Genomic DNA, 17,716 nt, shown 5'->3' on the forward strand with positions numbered 1-17,716 from the left:
CTCCCCGAAAAAACGCGTGCCAACAAAAACCCCCGCATTGCGGGGGTTCAAAGGGGTGTGTTGCGCTTTTTCTAACGACGCATCAGAACGGAATGTCGTCGTCGAAATCGCCAAAGCCGCCGCCGGCCGGCTTCTTCGGTGCCGGAGCGCTGGGGGCCGGGGCGCCGCCGCCGAAACCACCGCCACCGCCACCACCGTAGCTGTTGTCGCGGCCGCCACCGCTGTCACGGGGGGCGCTGTCACGGCCGCCGCCTTCGCTGCGCGACGGCGCATCGGAGCCGCCCATGCCCTGACGGCTGCCGAGCATTTTCATCTCGTCGGCACGGATTTCGGTGGTGTAGCGGTCCTGGCCGTCCTTGTCCTGCCACTTGCGGGTGCGCAGCGAACCTTCGATATACGCGGCGCTGCCCTTCCTCAGATACTGGCCGGCGATTTCGGCAAGCTTGCCGAAGAAGACCACGCGGTGCCATTCGGTGGCCTCGCGCTTCTCGCCGGTGGCCTTGTCGCGCCAGGTATCGGTGGTGGCGAGGGTGATGTTGCAGATTGCATCGCCGCTCGGGGCGTAGCGGGTTTCGGGATCCTTGCCCAGGTTGCCGATAAGAATCACCTTGTTGACCGAAGCCATATGTCTCTCCTGAAAAATTCTTGGGTGGTGTTCAGGCTGCCGCGACGCGACGGGTCGGGGGTGCGGCCATGCCGCTGGCGAGGATCAGCCACAGCAATGCCAGCGCACAGCCCAGCAGCGATACCGAACCGGGGCCGACGTGCTGGGCCAGCCAGCCGCCCAGAGCCCCGCCGAGGAACAGCCCGATGGACTGCAGCGTGTTGTAGACCCCCAGCGCGGTGCCCTTGGCATGGGCCGGTGCGATCTTGGAAATCCACGAAGGCTGGGTCGCTTCAAGGACGTTGAAGGCGACGAAGAACAGGGTCAGCAGGATCGCCAGCGGCCACAGCCCGGCCCCGCCTGCCACATTGCCCGCCAGGTAAAGCCCGGCCTGCACCAGCAGCAGCAAGACAATGGCCGAATTGAAGACCTGTTTCATCGCGCCTTTTTTCTCGGCCACGATCACCGCCGGCACCATGACGACAAAGGATAGCAGCACCGCGGGCAGATAGACTTTCCAGTGCTCGGCGATGGGCAGGCCGGCATGGACCAGCCCGGCGGGCACCAGCACCCACATGGCGGTTTGCATGAGATGCAGCGAAAACACGCCAAAGTTGAGGCGCATCAGCTGGCCATTGCCAAGCACTTCGGAAAAACGCCCGATGGCCCGCGGCACCGGCGGCGCGGCCGGCACGACAAACAGGATCGTGAAGATCGCAGCCACGGCCAGCGCGGCGGTCAGCCAGAACAGGCCGCTCATGCCGATGACGGCGTAGAGCAGCGGCGCCGCCACCATCGACAGCGCGAACACCAGGCCGATCGACGAGCCGATCATCGCCATGACCTTGGTGCGGTGCTGGTCGCGGGTGAGGTCGGCGGCCAGCGCGGTGACGGCTGCCGAGATGGCGCCGGCGCCCTGCAGCACGCGCCCGACAACCACGGTCTGGACGTCGGTGGCCAGCGCCGCGACGGCGCTGCCGATCACGAACAGGATCAGGCCGACGACGATCACCGGCTTGCGCCCGAAGCGGTCGGAGGCGGCCCCGAAGGGAATCTGGAGAAACGCCTGGGTCAGGCCGTAGGCGCCGATGGCCATGCCGACCAGCGCCACGTTGTCGCCGCCGGGCATGCCGTGGGCATGGACCGCAAAAACCGGCAGGATCAGGAATAAACCAAGCATGCGCAGCGCAAAGATTGCCGCCAGCGAGAGGCCGGCACGGCGCTCGGCCGGGCTCATCTTGTCGTTGTTCGAAGAGGCCATTAAACGTGCTGCGTGGGGAGGGGTAAGAGGCGTATATTAACAGGTTGCCCCTGCCTCGAACGCTCCATGGACGCCATCCGAATCCGCGGTGCCCGCACCCACAATCTGAAAAACATCGCGCTGGACATCCCGCGCAACAAGCTCACGGTGATCACCGGCCTTTCAGGCTCGGGCAAAAGCTCGCTGGCGTTTGACACCCTGTACGCCGAAGGCCAGCGCCGCTACGTGGAGTCGCTGTCGGCCTACGCACGGCAGTTTTTGCAGTTGATGGAAAAGCCCGACGTGGACCTCATCGAGGGCCTGTCGCCGGCCATTTCCATCGAGCAGAAGGCCACCAGCCACAACCCGCGCTCCACCGTCGGCACGGTCACCGAAATCCACGACTACCTGCGCCTGCTGTATGCCCGCGCCGGCACGCCCCACTGCCCGGAGCACCCCGAGCACGCCCTCGAGGCCCAGAGCGTCTCGCAGATGGTGGACGCGGTACTGGCCCTGCCCGAAGAGACCAAGCTGATGATCGTCGCCCCGGTGATCAGCGGCCGCAAGGGCGAGCAGGCCGACCTGTTCGTCGAACTGCGCGCCCAGGGCTTCGTGCGGGTGCGCGTGGATGGCATCGTCCATGAACTCGACAACCTGCCGGTGCTCGACAAGAACCGCCGCCACAGCATCGAGGTGGTGGTCGATCGCATCAAGGTGCGCCAGGATCTGCGCGGGCGCCTTGCAGAATCCTTCGAAACCGCCCTCACCCACGCCGAAGGCCGCGCCATCGCCGTGGAGATGGATACCGGCACCGAGCACCTGTTCTCGGCCAAGTTCGCCTGCCCGATCTGCAGCTTTGCGCTGGCCGAACTCGAGCCGCGCCTGTTCTCGTTCAACAACCCGGTGGGCGCCTGCCCCCGCTGCGACGGCCTTGGCCAGGTAGATTTTTTCGACCCCGAGCGGGTCGTCGTGCACCCCGATCTGTCGCTGGCCTCCGGCGCCGTGCGCGGCTGGGACCGCCGCAACCAGTTCTACTTCCAGCTTCTCGCCAGCCTCGCCGACCACTACGACTTCAACGTGGAAACGCCGTTCGAGGAGTTGCCGGCCACCATCCGCCACATGGTCCTGCACGGCTCGGGGCGCGACAAGATCGCCTTTCGCTACCTCTCCGACGGCGGCAAGCCGGTGCTCAAGGAGCACGCCTTCGAGGGCATCATTCCCAACCTCGAACGCCGCTACAAGGAAACCGATTCGGTCGCCGTGCGCGAGGAGCTTTCCAAATACCGCGCCACCTGCGCCTGCCCGGTGTGTCACGGCAGCCGGCTGCGCACCGAGGCGCGCTTCGTGCTGATCGGCGAGCGCAACATTTCCGAGGTCAGCCACCTGCCGCTGGCCCAGAGCAAGGCCTTCTTCGACGGCCTGACGCTGGTCGGCCAGCGTGCCCAGGTGGCCGACAAGATCGTCAGCGAGATCTCCAGCCGGCTGCAGTTCCTGATCAACGTCGGCCTCGACTACCTGTCGCTCGACCGCTCCGCCGACACCCTGTCGGGCGGCGAATCCCAGCGCATCCGCCTCGCCAGCCAGATCGGCTCCGGCCTCACCGGCGTGATGTACGTGCTGGACGAACCCTCGATCGGCCTCCACCAGCGCGACAACGACCGCCTGCTCGAAACCCTGCGCCGCCTGCGCGACATGGGCAACACCGTGATCGTCGTCGAGCACGACGAAGACGCCATCCGCATGGCCGACTACGTGGTCGACATGGGCCCCGGCGCCGGCGAGCACGGCGGCCGCGTGATTGCGGAAGGCCGCCCGGAAGACGTCGCCGCCCACCCGGATTCGCTCACCGGGGCCTATCTGTCAGGCACCCGCTACATCGTGGTGCCCGCAAAGCGCCTTGCCGCCAACCCGGAAAAAGTCCTGCGCATCGAAGGCGCCAGCGGCAACAACCTCAAGAACGTCAGCGTTGAAGTGCCGGTCGGGCTGTTCACCTGCATCACGGGCGTATCCGGCTCGGGCAAAAGCACGCTGATCAACGACACCCTTTACGCCCACGTGGCCCGCCACGTAAACGGCAGCAACATCGAGGCCGCCCCGTGTGCCGGCATCGAAGGGCTCGACCACTTCGACAAGGTCATCAACGTCGACCAGAGCCCCATCGGCCGCACCCCGCGCTCCAACCCGGCCACCTACACCGGCCTGCTCACGCCCATCCGCGACCTGTTCTCCGGCGTGCCCGAGGCCAAGGCCCGCGGCTACGGCCCCGGCCGCTTCAGCTTCAACGTCAAGGGCGGGCGCTGCGAAGCCTGTCAGGGCGACGGCCTGATCAAGGTCGAGATGCACTTTCTGCCCGACATGTACGTGCCCTGCGACATCTGCCACGGCAAGCGCTACAACCGCGAAACCCTGGAGATCCGCTACAAGGGCAAAACGATCTACGAAGTGCTCGACATGACCGTCGAGCAGGCCCTCGCCTTCTTCAGCGCCGTGCCCATCGTCGCCCGCAAGCTCGACACCCTGATGCAGGTCGGCCTCGGCTACATCCGCCTCGGCCAGAGCGCCACCACGCTCTCGGGCGGCGAGGCCCAGCGGGTCAAGCTGGCCCTCGAACTCTCCAAACGCGACACCGGCCGCACCCTCTACATCCTCGACGAACCCACCACCGGCCTGCACTTCGCCGACATCGAGATGCTCCTCACCGTGCTGCACCGCCTGCGCGACCACGGCAACACCGTGGTGGTCATCGAGCACAACCTGGACGTCATCAAGACCGCCGACTGGCTCATCGACATGGGCCCCGAAGGGGGCGACGGTGGCGGCACGGTGGTCGGCACCGGCACGCCCGAGGCCATCGCGGCCAACCCCGCCAGCCACACCGGCCAGTACCTCGCCAAGCTGCTGGCCACGCCGCGCCCCCAATAAATCGAGATCCCACGCCCATGCCCGACATCTGGTCCGAACTCCGCCCGCAGCTGGAACACCTCACCTCCCCGCTGCCCCTCGCCGCCCTCCAGCTGGCCGAAGCCCGGCGCGACGACATCGCCCCGCAACTCGTCGCTGAACTCGAAGCCATAGCCGCCAACCCGGCCGCGGCCCAGGAAGACGGCTACGTCCTGCACCTCTACGCCATGCTGTTTCTGGCCCGCTGGCGTGACAGCCGCGCCTACCGCCCGCTGGCCGAACTCGGCCACCTGGACGAAGCCACCGTCGACAGCGTCTTCGGGCAGCTGGTCCACGACAGCTACGGCCGCGCCCTTGCATCCTGCTGCGACGGCGACCTGGCCCCCCTCACCCGGCTGGCCGACGACGACGGCGCCAGCAGCTGGGCCCGCGCCGCGGCCCTCGAAGGCCTCACCCTCGCCGCCCTCGAAGGGCGCGCCGCCCGCGGCCCGGTGATCGACTTCCTGGCCGACTTCGGCGCCCGCCACGCCCAGGCCCTGCGCGACAACCCCACCGGCGACGACGACTTCCAGCTCATCGATCCGCTGGTGCTCAACCTCGCCCAGCTCGGCGCCACCGAACACCTGCCGGCCATCCGCGAATGGTTTGCCGCCGGCATCGTCGACGAAAGCTTCGTCGAGCTGGCCGACATCGAAGCCGACATCCAGCAAGATCCCGCCGCCAACCTCGCCAACCTCGCCGACGCCGGCCAGGGCCTGATCGACGACGTGGTTCGCGAAACCGCCATCTGGCCCGCCTTCCACCACCTGCCGGCGCTCGAACTGCCGCCGATTCCCCTCGGCACCCTGCGCGAGCCCATCAAGCGCGAAGAAGCCAAGGTCGGCCGCAACGACCCCTGCCCCTGCGGCAGCGGCCGCAAGTACAAAAAGTGCCACGGCGCTGCCGTTTGAGCGCCACCCTGCCCCTGCCATCGGGCCGACGCAATGCGTCGGCTATGATGTCGCCCTCCTCCGCCTCAGGAAGCCTGCCATGACCGACACCTCGTCCGAAGTCTCCACCGCCCCTGCCGCCGACGCCCCAGCCAGCAGCACCGGTTTCAACCTGGACGACTTCGAGGTGCGCGTCCTCGCGGTGCTCATCGAAAAATCCTTCGTCACCCCCGACGCCTATCCGCTGTCGGTCAACGCCCTGCTGAGCGGCTGCAACCAGCTCACCGGCCGCGAACCGGTGATGAACCTGTCCGAAGCCACCATCCTCGCCACGCTGGACCGCCTGGCCGAGCGCGGCCTCGCCACCAAGCGCCACCAGGCCGGCGCCCGCGTCGCCAAGTGGGAACATCAAATCCGCCTGCGCCACTCGCTCACCCCGCCGATGCAGGCCGTGCTGACCATCCTGATGCTGCGCGGCCCGCAAACCGTCGGCGAAATCCGCGCCCGCTGCGAGCGCATGCACAGCTTCGGCAGCCCCGCCGACGTGGAAGCCGTGCTCGAACGCCTGGACGACAAACTGATGGCCTGCCAGCTGCCCAAGGCGCCCGGCACCAAGGAAGCCCGCTACGCCCACCTGATGAGCGGCGAAGCCGCCCTCGCCCAGCACCAGCATGCCTTCGAAACCGGCGAAGCCTCGGCCCCCCGCGGCAGCCGCGTCGGCGAACTCGAAGAAGAAGTCCGCCGCCTGCGCCAGCAACTCGAATGGCTGACCAACGAGTTCGAGGCATTCCGCAAACAGTTCCAGTAATGCGCTGAGTCATCAGCGGCGCGCGCTGTCCGGGCACCAGCCCGGGCGCGCCGGATCAAACACGGCACTCCAAGGCCTCCCCCAACTCTCCAGCCCCCACCGTTCCATGCTCGTCCATCCCCAGTTCGACCCCGTCGCGATCGCCATCGGCCCTCTCGCCGTACGCTGGTACGGCCTGATGTACATGGCCGCCTTCATTCTCTTCGTCATCCTCGGCCGCGCGCACGCCCGGCGCCGCCCCGAACTGGGCTGGAACCCCCAGCAGATCGACGACCTGCTGTTCTATGGCGTGCTCGGCGTGATCCTGGGCGGGCGGCTGGGCTACGTGCTGTTCTACAAGCCGGCTTACTACCTCGCCCATCCGGCCGAAATACTCGCCGTGTGGCAGGGCGGCATGGCCTTCCACGGGGGCTTTCTCGGCGTGCTGGTGGCCATGTGGGTGTTCGGCCGGCGCACCCGGCGCCCCTGGCTGGCGGTGACCGACTTCATCGCCCCGCTGGTGCCGCTGGGCCTCGCCGCCGGGCGCCTGGGCAACTTCATCAATGGCGAACTCGTCGGCCGCGCCACCGATCTGCCCTGGGGCATGGTCTTTCCGCAGGTGGACGGCATTCCCCGCCACCCCTCGCAGCTCTACCAGTTTGCGCTGGAGGGCGTGTGCCTGTTCCTGATCCTGTGGTGGTTTTCGGCCAAACCGCGGCCCCGCGGGCTGATCTCTGCGGTCTTCCTGATCGGCTACGGCGCCTTCCGGTTCATCGCCGAATTCGGCCGCGAGCCGGACGACTTCCTGGGCCTGCTGACCTTTGGCATGTCGATGGGCCAATGGCTGTCGCTGCCGATGATCCTCGCCGGCATCGGCATGGCCATGTGGGCCGTGAAGCGCGACCGCCAGGACTGAGCCCCGCGCCAGACGGGCCCGGCACCTCCGGGCCACGTCATTTCAGAACGTCCGCGACACCAGCATCCCGACGCCCAGCTCCGGGCTCGCATCCGAAAAGCCCTGCACCGCATAGACCTGCAGCTTCCAGTCCGGCTCGGGTTTCCAGCTCAGGTACAGGGTCGCTTCACTGACCTCCGCACCCCGCGGCGTGAGCCGCTCCCGCCAGTCGTGGAACACCCCGACGCTGGTCGTCGCCGACAAACGCCAGCTCAGGCCCAGGCTGGCGAACAGCGGATTGCGGAAGTCCACGCCATCAGGGTCGCCGTATTTCTTCCAGCCCAGGGTCACCAGCGCCATCAGGCCGCCGATGCGCCACCAGGCGTCGGCCTGCAGCGACCAGTCGGTCTTGCCTGTGCCCAGTTCCTTGTCCGGGTCGGCGGTGGGCAGTTTCAGCTTGACGATGCCGTCCACCAAGAAATCGCCGTGGGTCAGCAGCGTCATGCCGGCAGCCGCCACCAGGTCACCCAACCCCTCCTGCGTACCCCCCGAGCCGGGAATCGCCACCCCGTCCGGGGTGCGGCTCACCGCGCCGGTGTTGCGCAGATAGGGCAGCGTCAGCTTGAAGGTGGCCGGCCCCTCCTCGTAGCGGGCGACGAGGGGAAAGTACCAGGACGTCGAGGGGTCCCGGTCTCCGTACTTGCCCGATGTGTACTCGAAACCCGACGACAGGGTCAGCTCGCCGGCCTGCGCGGCGCCGCCGCCCATGACGAGAACGGCGGCTGCTAGCCGGGCTGCCCACGCGCGGCCCGTGCCCCGCGGCGACACCCCGGGCGCGGCAAAGACGGGCTCAGACCACCCCAACAGGGATATTGCCCAAGGCACCCAGCTTCTCCTTCTTTTCCGGCTTCTCGGGCTTCTCAACCTTCTCGGGCTTTTCCGCCTTTTCAGCTTTCTCCGGCTTCTCGACCTTCTCCGGGCGTTCGGCACGCGCCATCTGGATCACGCCGTCGAGGGCACCGAGCTTTTCCTTCTTCTCGGGCTTTTCCACTTTTTCCGGACGCTCGGCGCGGAAGATCACCGATTCCGGCTGCGACACGGAAGCGGCGGAGGCCTGTATCGGGAGGCCCGCCATCAGGCTCGTCACGGCAAGGGCAAACAGCGAGGTTTTCATTTTCGACTCCTGGATTCGTATGTTTTGAAGGCCGGCCCCCAAGGGCTTCGGCAACTCGCGGAATCGCTCCCGCAGTTCCTCCCGTGCAGGCGCCGTGCCAGAAATCACCCAGCAACCCCAAGCCATTGATACGAAATGGAGTTTCCCAACAAGCCCGCCACGCCCAGCCCATCCTGGGGGGTGTTCCCCCCACCCAGGTGGGTGAAATCCCCCACCACACCCGGTCCGTGCTACCTTCCGCCAACCCCCACGGAGACCCGGCCATGCCGACCACCGCGAACGCCAAGCCCTTCAACCTGCTGCGCTGGTTCGGCTGGCTGAGCCCGCTCCTCATCGCGGGCATGGCACTGGCCAACGCCTGGCTGATCTCCAGCTTCCTCAACGCGCAGCTGTTCCAGCGCGAGGCCAGCATCACCCGGGATTTCGTGCACAACATCCTGCTGGCCGATGGCTCCCTCGAATACCTCGCACACCCCGACGACCCCACCCTGAAGGACCGTTTCCGCAACACCGCGGACCACCTGAACACCATGCGCGACGCGCTGCGGACCAACGTCTTCGGCAGCACCGGCACCATCATCTGGTCGTCGGACAAGAGCCTCGTCGGGCAGCGCTTCACCGACAACGACGAGCTGGAAGAAGCCATGCGCGGCCAGCTGGTGGTCCACGCCGGGCAGATCTCGGAAGAGCACCGGGAGAAGCCCGAGCACGTCGGCCTCGATCCGTCGATCCATTTCTTCGTGGAGAGCTACATCCCGGTAAAGCGCCCCGGGAGCGGCGAGGTGATCGGGGTGATCGAGCTTTACAAGGCCCCGCTCGCCCTCACCGAGGCGATCCAGGCCGGTCGCCGGCAGGTGCTGCTCTCCGCGCTGGGCAGCGCGCTGGCGCTCTACCTGGGGCTGTACGGGCTCATCCGGCGAGCGGATTCCACCATCAAACGTCAGCATTCCCGGCTCGTCGAAGCCGAAACCCTCGCCGTGGTGGGCGAACTCACCTCGTCGGTGGCCCACAACCTGCGCAACCCGCTGGCGTCGATCCGCTCCTCGGCCGAGCTGAGCCTCGAATCCCCCGGCGAAGACTGCTCGGAACAGGCCCGCGACATCATCCGCGAGGTGGACCGCATCAGCGACCGGGTGTCGGAGCTGCTCACCTTCTCGGCCGCCCATGACCCCCAGCCCGGCCCGGTGAGGCTGGACCGCCTGCTGGAAGCCTGCTGCGCCGACCACGCGCCGGCCTTCGAGCGGCGCGGCCAGCGGCTCACGTTCGCCAACGAAGTCACCAACCCCGTCATCGACGGCGACCCCGCCCTGCTTCGCCAGGCCTTCCACAGCCTGCTCTCCAACGCCGGCGAAGCGATGGGCGACGGCGGCCGCTGCACCGTCACCCTGCGCCCGGCGGCGGGCACCCGCTGCCGCATCGACATCGCCGACACCGGCAGCGGCATCGCCGCCGAAGCCGGCCAGCAGATGTTCCGCCCCTTCTTCACCACCAAGCACAAGGGCCTCGGCCTCGGGCTGCCCCTCGCCAAACGGATCGTCGAACGCTTCGGCGGCGAGATCCGGATCAGCGGCGTCCCCGGCGAGGGCACGCTGGTCAGCCTCCTCTTTCCCGCCCGCTAGAACATCATGACCAGCATCCTGATCATCGACGACGAGACAACCCTCGCCCGCAACGCCGCCCGCTTTCTCGAAAAGGGCGGACACGGCGCCACCACCGCCAGCACCGGCCGGGAAGGGCTCAAGCTGTTCGGCGAGCTGCAACCCGACGCCGTGGTGCTCGACTTCCGCCTGCCCGACATGGACGGACTCGCGGTGATCGCCGCCATCCGCGCCGACGACGCCCAGGTGCCAATCATCATGATCACCGGCCACGGCAGCATCGAGCTGGCCGTCGAGGCCATGAAGGCCGGCGCCAACGACCTGCTGACCAAGCCGGTGGCGCTGGGCGAGCTGCGCCAGCGCATCGCCCAGCTCACCCAGCGCCAGCGGGAGAACAGCCGCCTGCAATATTACGAAGCGCGCGAACGCGACCGCAGCCAGCTCGACGCCATCGTCGGCGCCAGCCCGGCGGTGGCCGAGCTGCGCGACCGCATCGCCCGCATCGCCAGCGTAGAAGGCATCGAAACCCTGCCGCCGGTGCTCATCATCGGCGAGACCGGCACCGGCAAGGAGCTGGTGGCCCGCGCCTGCCACTTCTGCAGCCCGCGCCGGGACAAGCCCTTCGTGGAGGTCAACTGCGCCGCGATTCCGGCCAGCCTGCTCGAATCCGAACTCTTCGGCCACGAGCGCGGCGCCTTCACCGACGCCCGCGAACGCAAGCTCGGCCTGCTCGAAGCCGCCGACGGCGGCACCCTGTTCCTCGATGAGATCGGCGAGATGGACCGCGGCCTGCAGGCCAAGCTGCTCAAGGTGCTGGAAGACGGGCGCCTGCGCCGGCTCGGCTCGGTGCAGGAGCGCCAGGTGAACGTGCGCATCCTCGCGGCCACCAACCAGGACCTCGAAAAACACATCGAGGCCGGCCTGTTCCGCGCCGATCTTTACTTCCGGCTGCGTGTACTGCAGATCCACGTGCCGCCGCTCAATGCCCGCGAGGGCGACGTGCTGGTGCTGGCGCGCCACTTCCTCGCCGACTTCGCCCAGCGCTACCGCAAGGGCGCGCTTCAGCTCAGCCCGGCCGCCGAGCGCCTGCTCGTCGACCACGACTGGCCCGGCAATGTGCGCGAACTACGCAACCTGATGGAGCAGGCCGCGCTCCTCGCCAGCGACTCGCTGATCGGCCCCGACGACCTGCCCCTGTCCCCCGCCCGCCGGCCGGGCAACCCCGCTGCGGCACCGGACACCGGCACCTCGGCCCTCGAACGGGTCGAGCGCGACCTCCTCGTCCAGGCCCTGGCCGACACCCGGGGCAACGTCTCCCAGGCCGCCCGCCAGCTCGGCATCAGCCGCGACACCCTGCGCTACCGCATGGAAAAACACGGCCTGCCCGGCAAACGCCCACCGGGCTGAGGCCTCAGCGCAGCACCCACAGCGCCGCCATGCCGGCGGCAAACGGCAGCCACGGATTGCGTGAAACCTGCGTCGCCAGCACCGCGGCAATGGCGCCGCCAAGCTTGGGGTTGAACACATCGACGGCCCCGCCCACCAGCACCAGATCCGGCACGACAATGGCCGCCAGCGCGGCGGCCGGCGCGTAACGCAAGGCCTTGAGCAGCACCTCCGGCAGGCTGGCCCGCTCGCCCAGCACAATGAAGCTGGCACGCGGCAGGGTGGTGGCGAGAAGCCCGATCAGGATGAAGGTGAGCCACAGCGTCCATTCGTCACTCATCGCGACGCCCCCCGTGCCTGCCAGTGCTCCGCGGCAAAACCCGCCGCGATGCCGCCAAGGATCGCCACCATCACCCCCAGGCGCAGCGGCATGCCGCGCAGCAGCACCGCCAGCGCACCGCCGGCAATCATGGCAAGCAGCATCGGCCGCACTTTGGACATCGGCACCAGCAGCACCAGCAAGGCGATGCTGGCCATGAACTCCAGCGACCAGTTGCGCGGGATCGACCCCGCCGCCAGCACGCCCACCAGGGTGGACGTCTGCCATATCAGCGCGCACCACAGGGACGGCGCCAGGTAGAAGCCGAGCCGCCGCTGGGGGTCCGGCTCGCTGCGCAGGTGCTCGAGCGTGGTGGCAAAAACGCCGTCAGTCAGCGCATAGCCGCACAGCCAGCGCTGGGCCAGGGTTCCACCGGACAGCGGCCTGGCCAGCGCCGCGCTGAAGATCACGAAGCGCAGATTCACCACCAGCGCCGTGGCCACGATCAGCCACAGCGGCGCCCCGGCCACGATCAGCGGCAGCGTGCCCAGCTGGGCCGTGGCACCAAAGACGATCAGGCTCATGCCCATCGCCTGCACCACCGTAAAACCCGCGCCGACCATCGCCAGCCCCGTGACCAGCGCCCACGGAATGATTCCCACCGACACCGGCAGGCACAGCCGGAAACCCTCCCGGGCCCCGGCACGAAAACTCGGCGACATGCGCGCTCCTTTCAGATTCCAGGGCCGAAAGGTAGCACGGAGGCACGCCGGCACTTCCGGCTCAGGCCCTGGACACCAACCCCAGCCCCGCCAGCGCCCACAGCGCGGCCAGCACCCCGTTGCTGACCACGAAGGCGGCCAGGCGGTGATACACATGGTTGTAGGAGAGATGGATGAGACTATGCACAACCCGCAAGGCCACATACGCCCAGGCCAGCCCCACCTGCAGCGCCGCCCCCTGGCCCGTCGTGAAAATCAGCAGGCACACCACGTAGAACAGCACCGGCAACTCGAGAAGGTTCATGTAGTTGCGGTTGGGCAGGCTGACATCGGCCGGAACGCCCGCCGACTCGCCGCACCGGAAGTCGGACGCCTGCACCCGGCCGGCAAACCCCGCCCCGATGCGCCGAAAGGCGACCAGGCACAGCACCAGCAAGGTCCACCCGGCAAGGGCAAAAAGGGGAAGGAGAATGGCGCTATCGCGAGGCATCATGGACTGGGGGAAGTTTCCGTTACGGGCAGGGCCGAGAGCCTACCGGCACGCCTCCCGAATGTCATCCCGCCAGCCGGGGGAAAAACGTCCGTCCGGGCGGCACTGCAAAAGCTCGCCGCCCCAAAAAATTTAACGCAGCCACGCCGTTTTGCTGCGGCGCTCTTGGCAGCGCCGACAAAGTCGGTCAAAGTTCCCGACGATCCATCCCGCCTTTCCTGCCGGCCATGACTTCCCAGACAAACAACCCGCTCCACGGCATCACCCTCGAACACATGCTCACCCGGCTGGTGGAGCGCTATGGCTGGGAGAGCCTCGGCTCGGTCATCAACATCCGCTGCTTCCAGAACGAGCCCAGCATCAAGTCCAGCCTCAAGTTTCTGCGCCGCACGCCCTGGGCGCGCGAGCAGGTCGAGGCACTTTACCTGCGCGAAATGGCCTGAACGTGCAGCGGGAACGCCAACCCGCACACACCTGGGCGGGGAAAGGAAAGCCTCGTTTGGGAATCGACCCTTTTTTGCACCCCCTGATGCGCGCCTTGCTGCTGGCCTTGCTGCTGGCCGGTGGCGGGGCTCAGGCCGCCGAGCGCCCCGATTGTTCGCGCCCCCTGAGCCTCGCCCTGCATGATCACGGGCTGCTCTACTCGCGCCAGACCGGCGAGGGCATCGACAAGGATTTCGCCGACGAACTGATCCGCCGCAGCGGCTGCCGGATCACCGTCACCGTGCTGCCGCGCGCGCGCATCTGGCAACTCATCGAATCCGGCGGGCTGGATTTCAGCCTGTCGGGCATCAGCAACGAACAGCGCGAACGCTTCGCCGCCTTCGCCTGGTATTTCTCCAACAAGTACTACCTGCTGGTGCGCCGCGATGCCGGCGTTCAGCGGGTTGGCGACTTCATCCGCAACCCGCAATTGCGCCTCGGCGCGATCCGCAGCTTCCGCTACGGGCCGGGCGCCAACCGGCTGGTGGACGCCCTCGACAGCGACATGCGGGTCAGTTACGCCTCCGGCCTCGCGCCGCTTTACGCCACCCTGCTCGCCAACCAGACCCAGGGCATGATCATCGAGCCCTTCGACTACCCCGCCCTGGAAAGCGCGGCCATCCGCGGGCAAACCCACATCCTCGAATTCGACGACCCGCCCGTGCCCCACGGGCTCATCATGTCGAAGCGGGCCATTGCGCCGCAGGAGCAGGCCCGATGGCGCGCGCTGGTGGATGAAATGCGCGCCGACGGCACCGTCGAGCGCATTTTCGATAAATACTTCAAGCCCGAACTCAGCCAGGCCCTGACGCGATTTTGACCCCGCCGACACACCTCCGGAACCTGCTCCTGCCCCTGTGCACGGGCGCCGCGTCACTCGCCCTCACCGGCGTGCTGTGGCATCACGAACAGCAAGGCCTCGACGCCACGCTGCGCGCCGATTTCGATGTCAGCGTGCGCCAGACCGCCGGGCGCATCGAACAGCGCGTCGCCGCCTACGAGCAGATGCTGCGCGCCGCCCGCGGGCTGTTCGACGCCTCGGAGGACGTCAGCCAGGAGGATTTCCGCAAATTCGTGGATGCCCTCACCGGCGGCACCGAGCTTGCCGGCCTGCAGGCCATGCTGTTCACGCCCCGGCTCAGCGGCGCGCAGGTGGCCCGCCACGTGGCCACCCGGCGCGCCCTCGGCGACCCCGGCTACCGCATCCGGCCACCGGGCGAGCGGGATGTCGTCGGCCCCGTCACCTACGTAGCCCCGGCCAGCCCCGACAACCGCAAGGCCCTCGGCCACGACATCCTCACCGATCCGGCCCGGCGGGACGCCATGTTCCAGGCGCGGGATTCCGGCGGCATCGCCATCACCCCCCGGATCAACCTGCTGATGGATCGGCCCGCCAACCGCCCGGCCTTCGCCATGTACCTGGCCACCTATGCCAGAGGCCGCCCCATCGACACCCTCGCGGCCCGCCAGGCCCACCTGAACGGCTGGGTGCATATTGCCTTCCGTCTCCACGACCTCATGGCCAGCCTGTACGGCGAAGACACACCCGGCATCGCGCTGCGCATCTACGACGGCGTACGCACCGACGCCGCCAGCCTGATCTTCGACTCCCACCCCGGCGACGACCCCGCCCCGCCGCGCTTCACGGCCACCGAATACATCAGCTTTCCCCAGAGCAACTGGACCCTGCAGATCCGCAGCATCCCCGCCTTCGAGCTGCGCCGCGACCGCGGCTCGGCCACCATCATCGCCATTGCCGGCACCTGCGTCAGCCTGCTGCTGGCCCTGCTCATGCATCAACTGGTCACCGGCCGGGCCCGCGCCTACGCCCACGCCCTCACCATGACCCGCGAGCTGCGCGAAAGCGAGGAGCGCATGCGCCACATGGCCCAGCACGACGCCCTCACCCTGCTGCCCAACCGCGCCCTGCTGGCCGACCGCCTGCACGCCGCCCTCGCCCTGGCCCGCCGCGACAAGACCCGCAGTGGCCTGATGTTCGTCGACCTCGACCACTTCAAGCCCGTCAACGACATCCACGGCCACGCCATCGGCGACCGCCTGCTGCTGGCCGCAACCGCCCGCATGCGTGACTGCCTGCGCGAATCCGACACCCTCGCCCGCATGGGCGGCGACGAATTCGTGGTGCTGCTGCCCCACATCGACAGCCAGGCCGACGCCCAGCTCGTCGCCGAGCGGATCCGCTCGGCCATCGCCCTGCCCTTCACCATCGACCAGCACAACCTCCAGATATCCACCTCGATCGGCATCGGCATCTACCCCGACGACGCCAGCACCCCCGAAGGCCTCACCATCTGCGCCGACGACGCCATGTACCGCGCCAAGGATGCCGGACGCAACCGGCTCGTCTTTGCCAGCGAAACATGAACGGCGCCTTCCACGTCCCGGTCTATTTCGACTACATCGCCACCTTCGCCTGGGCGCTCTCCGGCGCCATCGTCGGCCTCCGAAAGCATTTCGACATCGTCGGCGTCTTCGTGCTGGCGCTGCTCACCTCGATGGGCGGCAGCATCCTGCGCGACGGCGTCTTCCTGCAGCGCCCGCCGCCGGTGCTCACCGACCTCTTCTACCTCCCGCTGATCCTCGCCGCCACGCTGCTCGCCGCCATCTTTCGCCACCGCATCGCCAACCTGCGCATGATCGACACACTGGTCGGCACCATCGACGCCATCGGCACGCCGGCCTTCGCCGTGGTCGGCCTGCAGCTCGCGCTGGGAGCCGGCATCCCGCTGCCGGGCGTCATCCTGGTGGGCGCCGTCAGCGGTGTCGGCGGTGGCGTGCTGCGCGACGTCATCGTCCGCGACATCCCCTTCATCCTCCAGCCCGGCCAGTTCTTCACGCCCGTCGTGCTGCTCACCTGCATCGCCTTCCTGGGCCTCACCCTCGGCCTGCAGGTCGCCACCGTACCCGCCGCCTGGGCCACCATCACCCTGTTCTTCATCGTGCGCATGCTCACCATCCGCTACAACTGGCACACTCGGCCCCTCATGCCGGATTAGCGCCGAACCGATGCCGGGAACAATCCCCCGCTGGCGCAGCCCAAGCGACTTGGGTTTTTTATTGATTCACCCGATCAAGGAGTTCCGATTCATGTCCGCCCTCTTCCAGCCGCTGCAAGCCGGCGCCCTGCTGCTTCCCAACCGCATCCTGATGGCCCCGCTCACCCGCTGCCGCGCCGAAGACGGCCACATCCCCGGCGAACTCATGGCCATCCACTACGCCCAGCGCGCCAGCGCCGGCCTGCTGATCGCCGAAGCCACCATGGCCATCGAGGGCAACTCCGCCTTCTGGCACGAACCCGGCATCCACAACGCCGCCCAGGTTGCCGGCTGGAAAAAAGTCACCGACACCGTACACAAGGCCGGCGGACGCATCTTCCTGCAGATCTGGCACGGCGGCCGCGCCTGCCACCCGCTGCTCAACAACGGCGCCCAGCCCGTCGCCCCCAGCGCCCTGCCCATCCGCAACGACGAAGTCCACACCCCCGAGGGCAAGAAGCCCTACGTCACCCCGCGCGAACTCCGCGATGACGAACTGCCCGCCATCGTCGCCGGCTTTCGCCACGCCGCCGAAAACGCCAAGGCCGCCGGCTTCGACGGCGTCGAAGTCCACGGCGCCAACGGCTACCTGCTCGACGAATTCCTGCGCGACGGCAGCAACACCCGCAGCGGCCCCTACGGCGGCCCCGTCGAAAACCGCGCCCGGCTGCTCCTTGAAGTCCTCGACGCCGTCACCGACGTATGGGGCGGCGACCGCGTCGGCCTGCGCCTGTCGCCTCTCAACAGCTTCAACGACATGGCCGACAGCGACCCGGTCGGCCTCATCACCTGGCTCGCCACCCGCCTCAACGATTACAAGCTCGCCTACCTGCACCTCATGCGCGGCGACTTCTTCGGCCTGCAAAAGGGCGACGTGCTCACCCCTGCCCGCCAGCACTACAAAGGCGTGCTGATCGGCAACATGGGCTACACCCCCGCCGAAGCCGCCAACGCCATCGAAAGCGGCCAACTCGACGCCGTCGCCTTCGGCACCGCCTTCCTCGCCAACCCCGACCTGCCCGCCCGCATCAAGGCCGGCGCCCAGCTCAACAGCCCCAACCCGGACACCTTCTATTCGCCCGGCGCAGAGGGCTACACAGACTACCCCTTCATGCACTGAACCCCACCCGCT

18 protein-coding genes are annotated in these 17,716 nt (G+C 67.9%); 11 read left to right on the forward strand and 7 right to left on the reverse strand.

The window, feature by feature from the left end:
- Positions 1-82 precede the first annotated feature (82 nt).
- Both ssb and Q1W26_RS10670 read right to left on the reverse strand, forming a co-directional pair.
- Positions 83-625: a single-stranded DNA-binding protein gene (gene ssb, locus Q1W26_RS10665; protein ID WP_300439605.1), complete on the reverse strand. Its 543-nt coding sequence runs from the start codon at positions 623-625 to the stop codon at positions 83-85.
- Positions 626-656: 31 nt separating this feature from the next.
- Positions 657-1,841 carry an MFS transporter gene (locus tag Q1W26_RS10670; RefSeq protein ID WP_300439704.1) on the reverse strand — a complete coding sequence of 395 codons (1,185 nt, stop codon included), beginning with the start codon at positions 1,839-1,841 and terminating at the stop codon, positions 657-659.
- A gap of 90 nt (positions 1,842-1,931) precedes the next feature.
- Between Q1W26_RS10670 and uvrA the strand changes: the two genes are divergently transcribed.
- From uvrA to lgt, 4 genes are all read left to right on the forward strand, one after another.
- On the forward strand, positions 1,932-4,766 hold the full coding sequence (gene uvrA / locus Q1W26_RS10675; protein ID WP_300439608.1) for an excinuclease ABC subunit UvrA: 2,835 nt from the start codon (positions 1,932-1,934) through the stop codon (positions 4,764-4,766).
- 17 nt (positions 4,767-4,783) lie between these two features.
- Positions 4,784-5,695, forward strand: a complete 912-nt coding sequence (locus tag Q1W26_RS10680) for a DUF1186 domain-containing protein (RefSeq protein WP_300439611.1) — start codon at positions 4,784-4,786, stop codon at positions 5,693-5,695.
- A 79-nt stretch (positions 5,696-5,774) separates the two neighbouring features.
- Positions 5,775-6,482, forward strand: coding sequence for a YceH family protein (locus tag Q1W26_RS10685; RefSeq protein WP_300439614.1), 708 nt, complete (start codon positions 5,775-5,777; stop codon positions 6,480-6,482).
- Between the two features lie 106 nt (positions 6,483-6,588).
- Positions 6,589-7,377, forward strand: coding sequence for a prolipoprotein diacylglyceryl transferase (gene lgt, locus Q1W26_RS10690; RefSeq protein ID WP_300439617.1), 789 nt, complete (start codon positions 6,589-6,591; stop codon positions 7,375-7,377).
- Between the two features lie 42 nt (positions 7,378-7,419).
- On the opposite strand, the gene Q1W26_RS10695 is transcribed toward lgt, so the two are convergent.
- Together Q1W26_RS10695 and Q1W26_RS10700 are read right to left on the reverse strand one after the other, a co-directional pair.
- On the reverse strand, positions 7,420-8,241 hold the full coding sequence (locus Q1W26_RS10695) for a hypothetical protein (RefSeq protein WP_300439620.1): 822 nt from the start codon (positions 8,239-8,241) through the stop codon (positions 7,420-7,422).
- Positions 8,207-8,530: a hypothetical protein gene (locus Q1W26_RS10700; protein ID WP_300439622.1), complete on the reverse strand. Its 324-nt coding sequence runs from the start codon at positions 8,528-8,530 to the stop codon at positions 8,207-8,209. Before Q1W26_RS10700 ends, Q1W26_RS10695 begins: the two co-directional genes overlap by 35 nt.
- A gap of 263 nt (positions 8,531-8,793) precedes the next feature.
- Between Q1W26_RS10700 and Q1W26_RS10705 the strand changes: the two genes are divergently transcribed.
- Together Q1W26_RS10705 and Q1W26_RS10710 are read left to right on the forward strand one after the other, a co-directional pair.
- The gene (locus Q1W26_RS10705) at positions 8,794-10,149 is read left to right on the forward strand and encodes an ATP-binding protein (RefSeq protein WP_300439625.1); all 1,356 of its coding nucleotides are present in this window, start codon (positions 8,794-8,796) and stop codon (positions 10,147-10,149) included.
- Positions 10,150-10,155: 6 nt separating this feature from the next.
- The gene (locus Q1W26_RS10710; protein WP_300439627.1) at positions 10,156-11,535 is read left to right on the forward strand and encodes a sigma-54 dependent transcriptional regulator; all 1,380 of its coding nucleotides are present in this window, start codon (positions 10,156-10,158) and stop codon (positions 11,533-11,535) included.
- A 4-nt stretch (positions 11,536-11,539) separates the two neighbouring features.
- On the opposite strand, the gene Q1W26_RS10715 is transcribed toward Q1W26_RS10710, so the two are convergent.
- The 3 genes from Q1W26_RS10715 to Q1W26_RS10725 form a co-directional block, all read right to left on the reverse strand.
- Complete coding sequence (locus Q1W26_RS10715; protein ID WP_300439629.1) at positions 11,540-11,854, reverse strand: AzlD domain-containing protein; 315 nt, start codon at positions 11,852-11,854, stop codon at positions 11,540-11,542.
- Positions 11,851-12,555, reverse strand: a complete 705-nt coding sequence (locus Q1W26_RS10720; RefSeq protein WP_300439632.1) for an AzlC family ABC transporter permease — start codon at positions 12,553-12,555, stop codon at positions 11,851-11,853. The genes Q1W26_RS10715 and Q1W26_RS10720 overlap by 4 nt, the downstream gene beginning before the upstream one ends.
- A gap of 61 nt (positions 12,556-12,616) precedes the next feature.
- Complete coding sequence (locus Q1W26_RS10725; protein ID WP_300439634.1) at positions 12,617-13,048, reverse strand: MAPEG family protein; 432 nt, start codon at positions 13,046-13,048, stop codon at positions 12,617-12,619.
- Positions 13,049-13,272: 224 nt separating this feature from the next.
- Between Q1W26_RS10725 and Q1W26_RS10730 the strand changes: the two genes are divergently transcribed.
- The 5 genes from Q1W26_RS10730 (at position 13,273) to Q1W26_RS10750 (ending at position 17,704) form a co-directional block, all read left to right on the forward strand.
- Positions 13,273-13,488 (forward strand): VF530 family protein, encoded by a 216-nt coding sequence (locus Q1W26_RS10730; RefSeq protein ID WP_300439636.1) that lies wholly within the window; start codon positions 13,273-13,275, stop codon positions 13,486-13,488.
- Between the two features lie 56 nt (positions 13,489-13,544).
- Positions 13,545-14,348 (forward strand): transporter substrate-binding domain-containing protein, encoded by an 804-nt coding sequence (locus Q1W26_RS10735; protein WP_300439638.1) that lies wholly within the window; start codon positions 13,545-13,547, stop codon positions 14,346-14,348.
- Entirely contained in the window at positions 14,345-15,913 is a 1,569-nt protein-coding gene (locus tag Q1W26_RS10740) for a CHASE domain-containing protein (RefSeq protein ID WP_300439641.1), read from the forward strand. Before Q1W26_RS10735 ends, Q1W26_RS10740 begins: the two co-directional genes overlap by 4 nt.
- Entirely contained in the window at positions 15,910-16,545 is a 636-nt protein-coding gene (locus Q1W26_RS10745; protein ID WP_300439644.1) for a TRIC cation channel family protein, read from the forward strand. The genes Q1W26_RS10740 and Q1W26_RS10745 overlap by 4 nt, the downstream gene beginning before the upstream one ends.
- Before the next feature lie 91 nt (positions 16,546-16,636).
- The gene (locus Q1W26_RS10750; protein WP_300439647.1) at positions 16,637-17,704 is read left to right on the forward strand and encodes an alkene reductase; all 1,068 of its coding nucleotides are present in this window, start codon (positions 16,637-16,639) and stop codon (positions 17,702-17,704) included.
- Positions 17,705-17,716: the final 12 nt, after the last annotated feature.

Origin of the sequence: Zoogloea sp., assembly GCF_030157465.1 — a bacterium.
In the GTDB taxonomy this organism is placed as follows: Bacteria; Pseudomonadota; Gammaproteobacteria; order Burkholderiales; family Rhodocyclaceae; genus Zoogloea.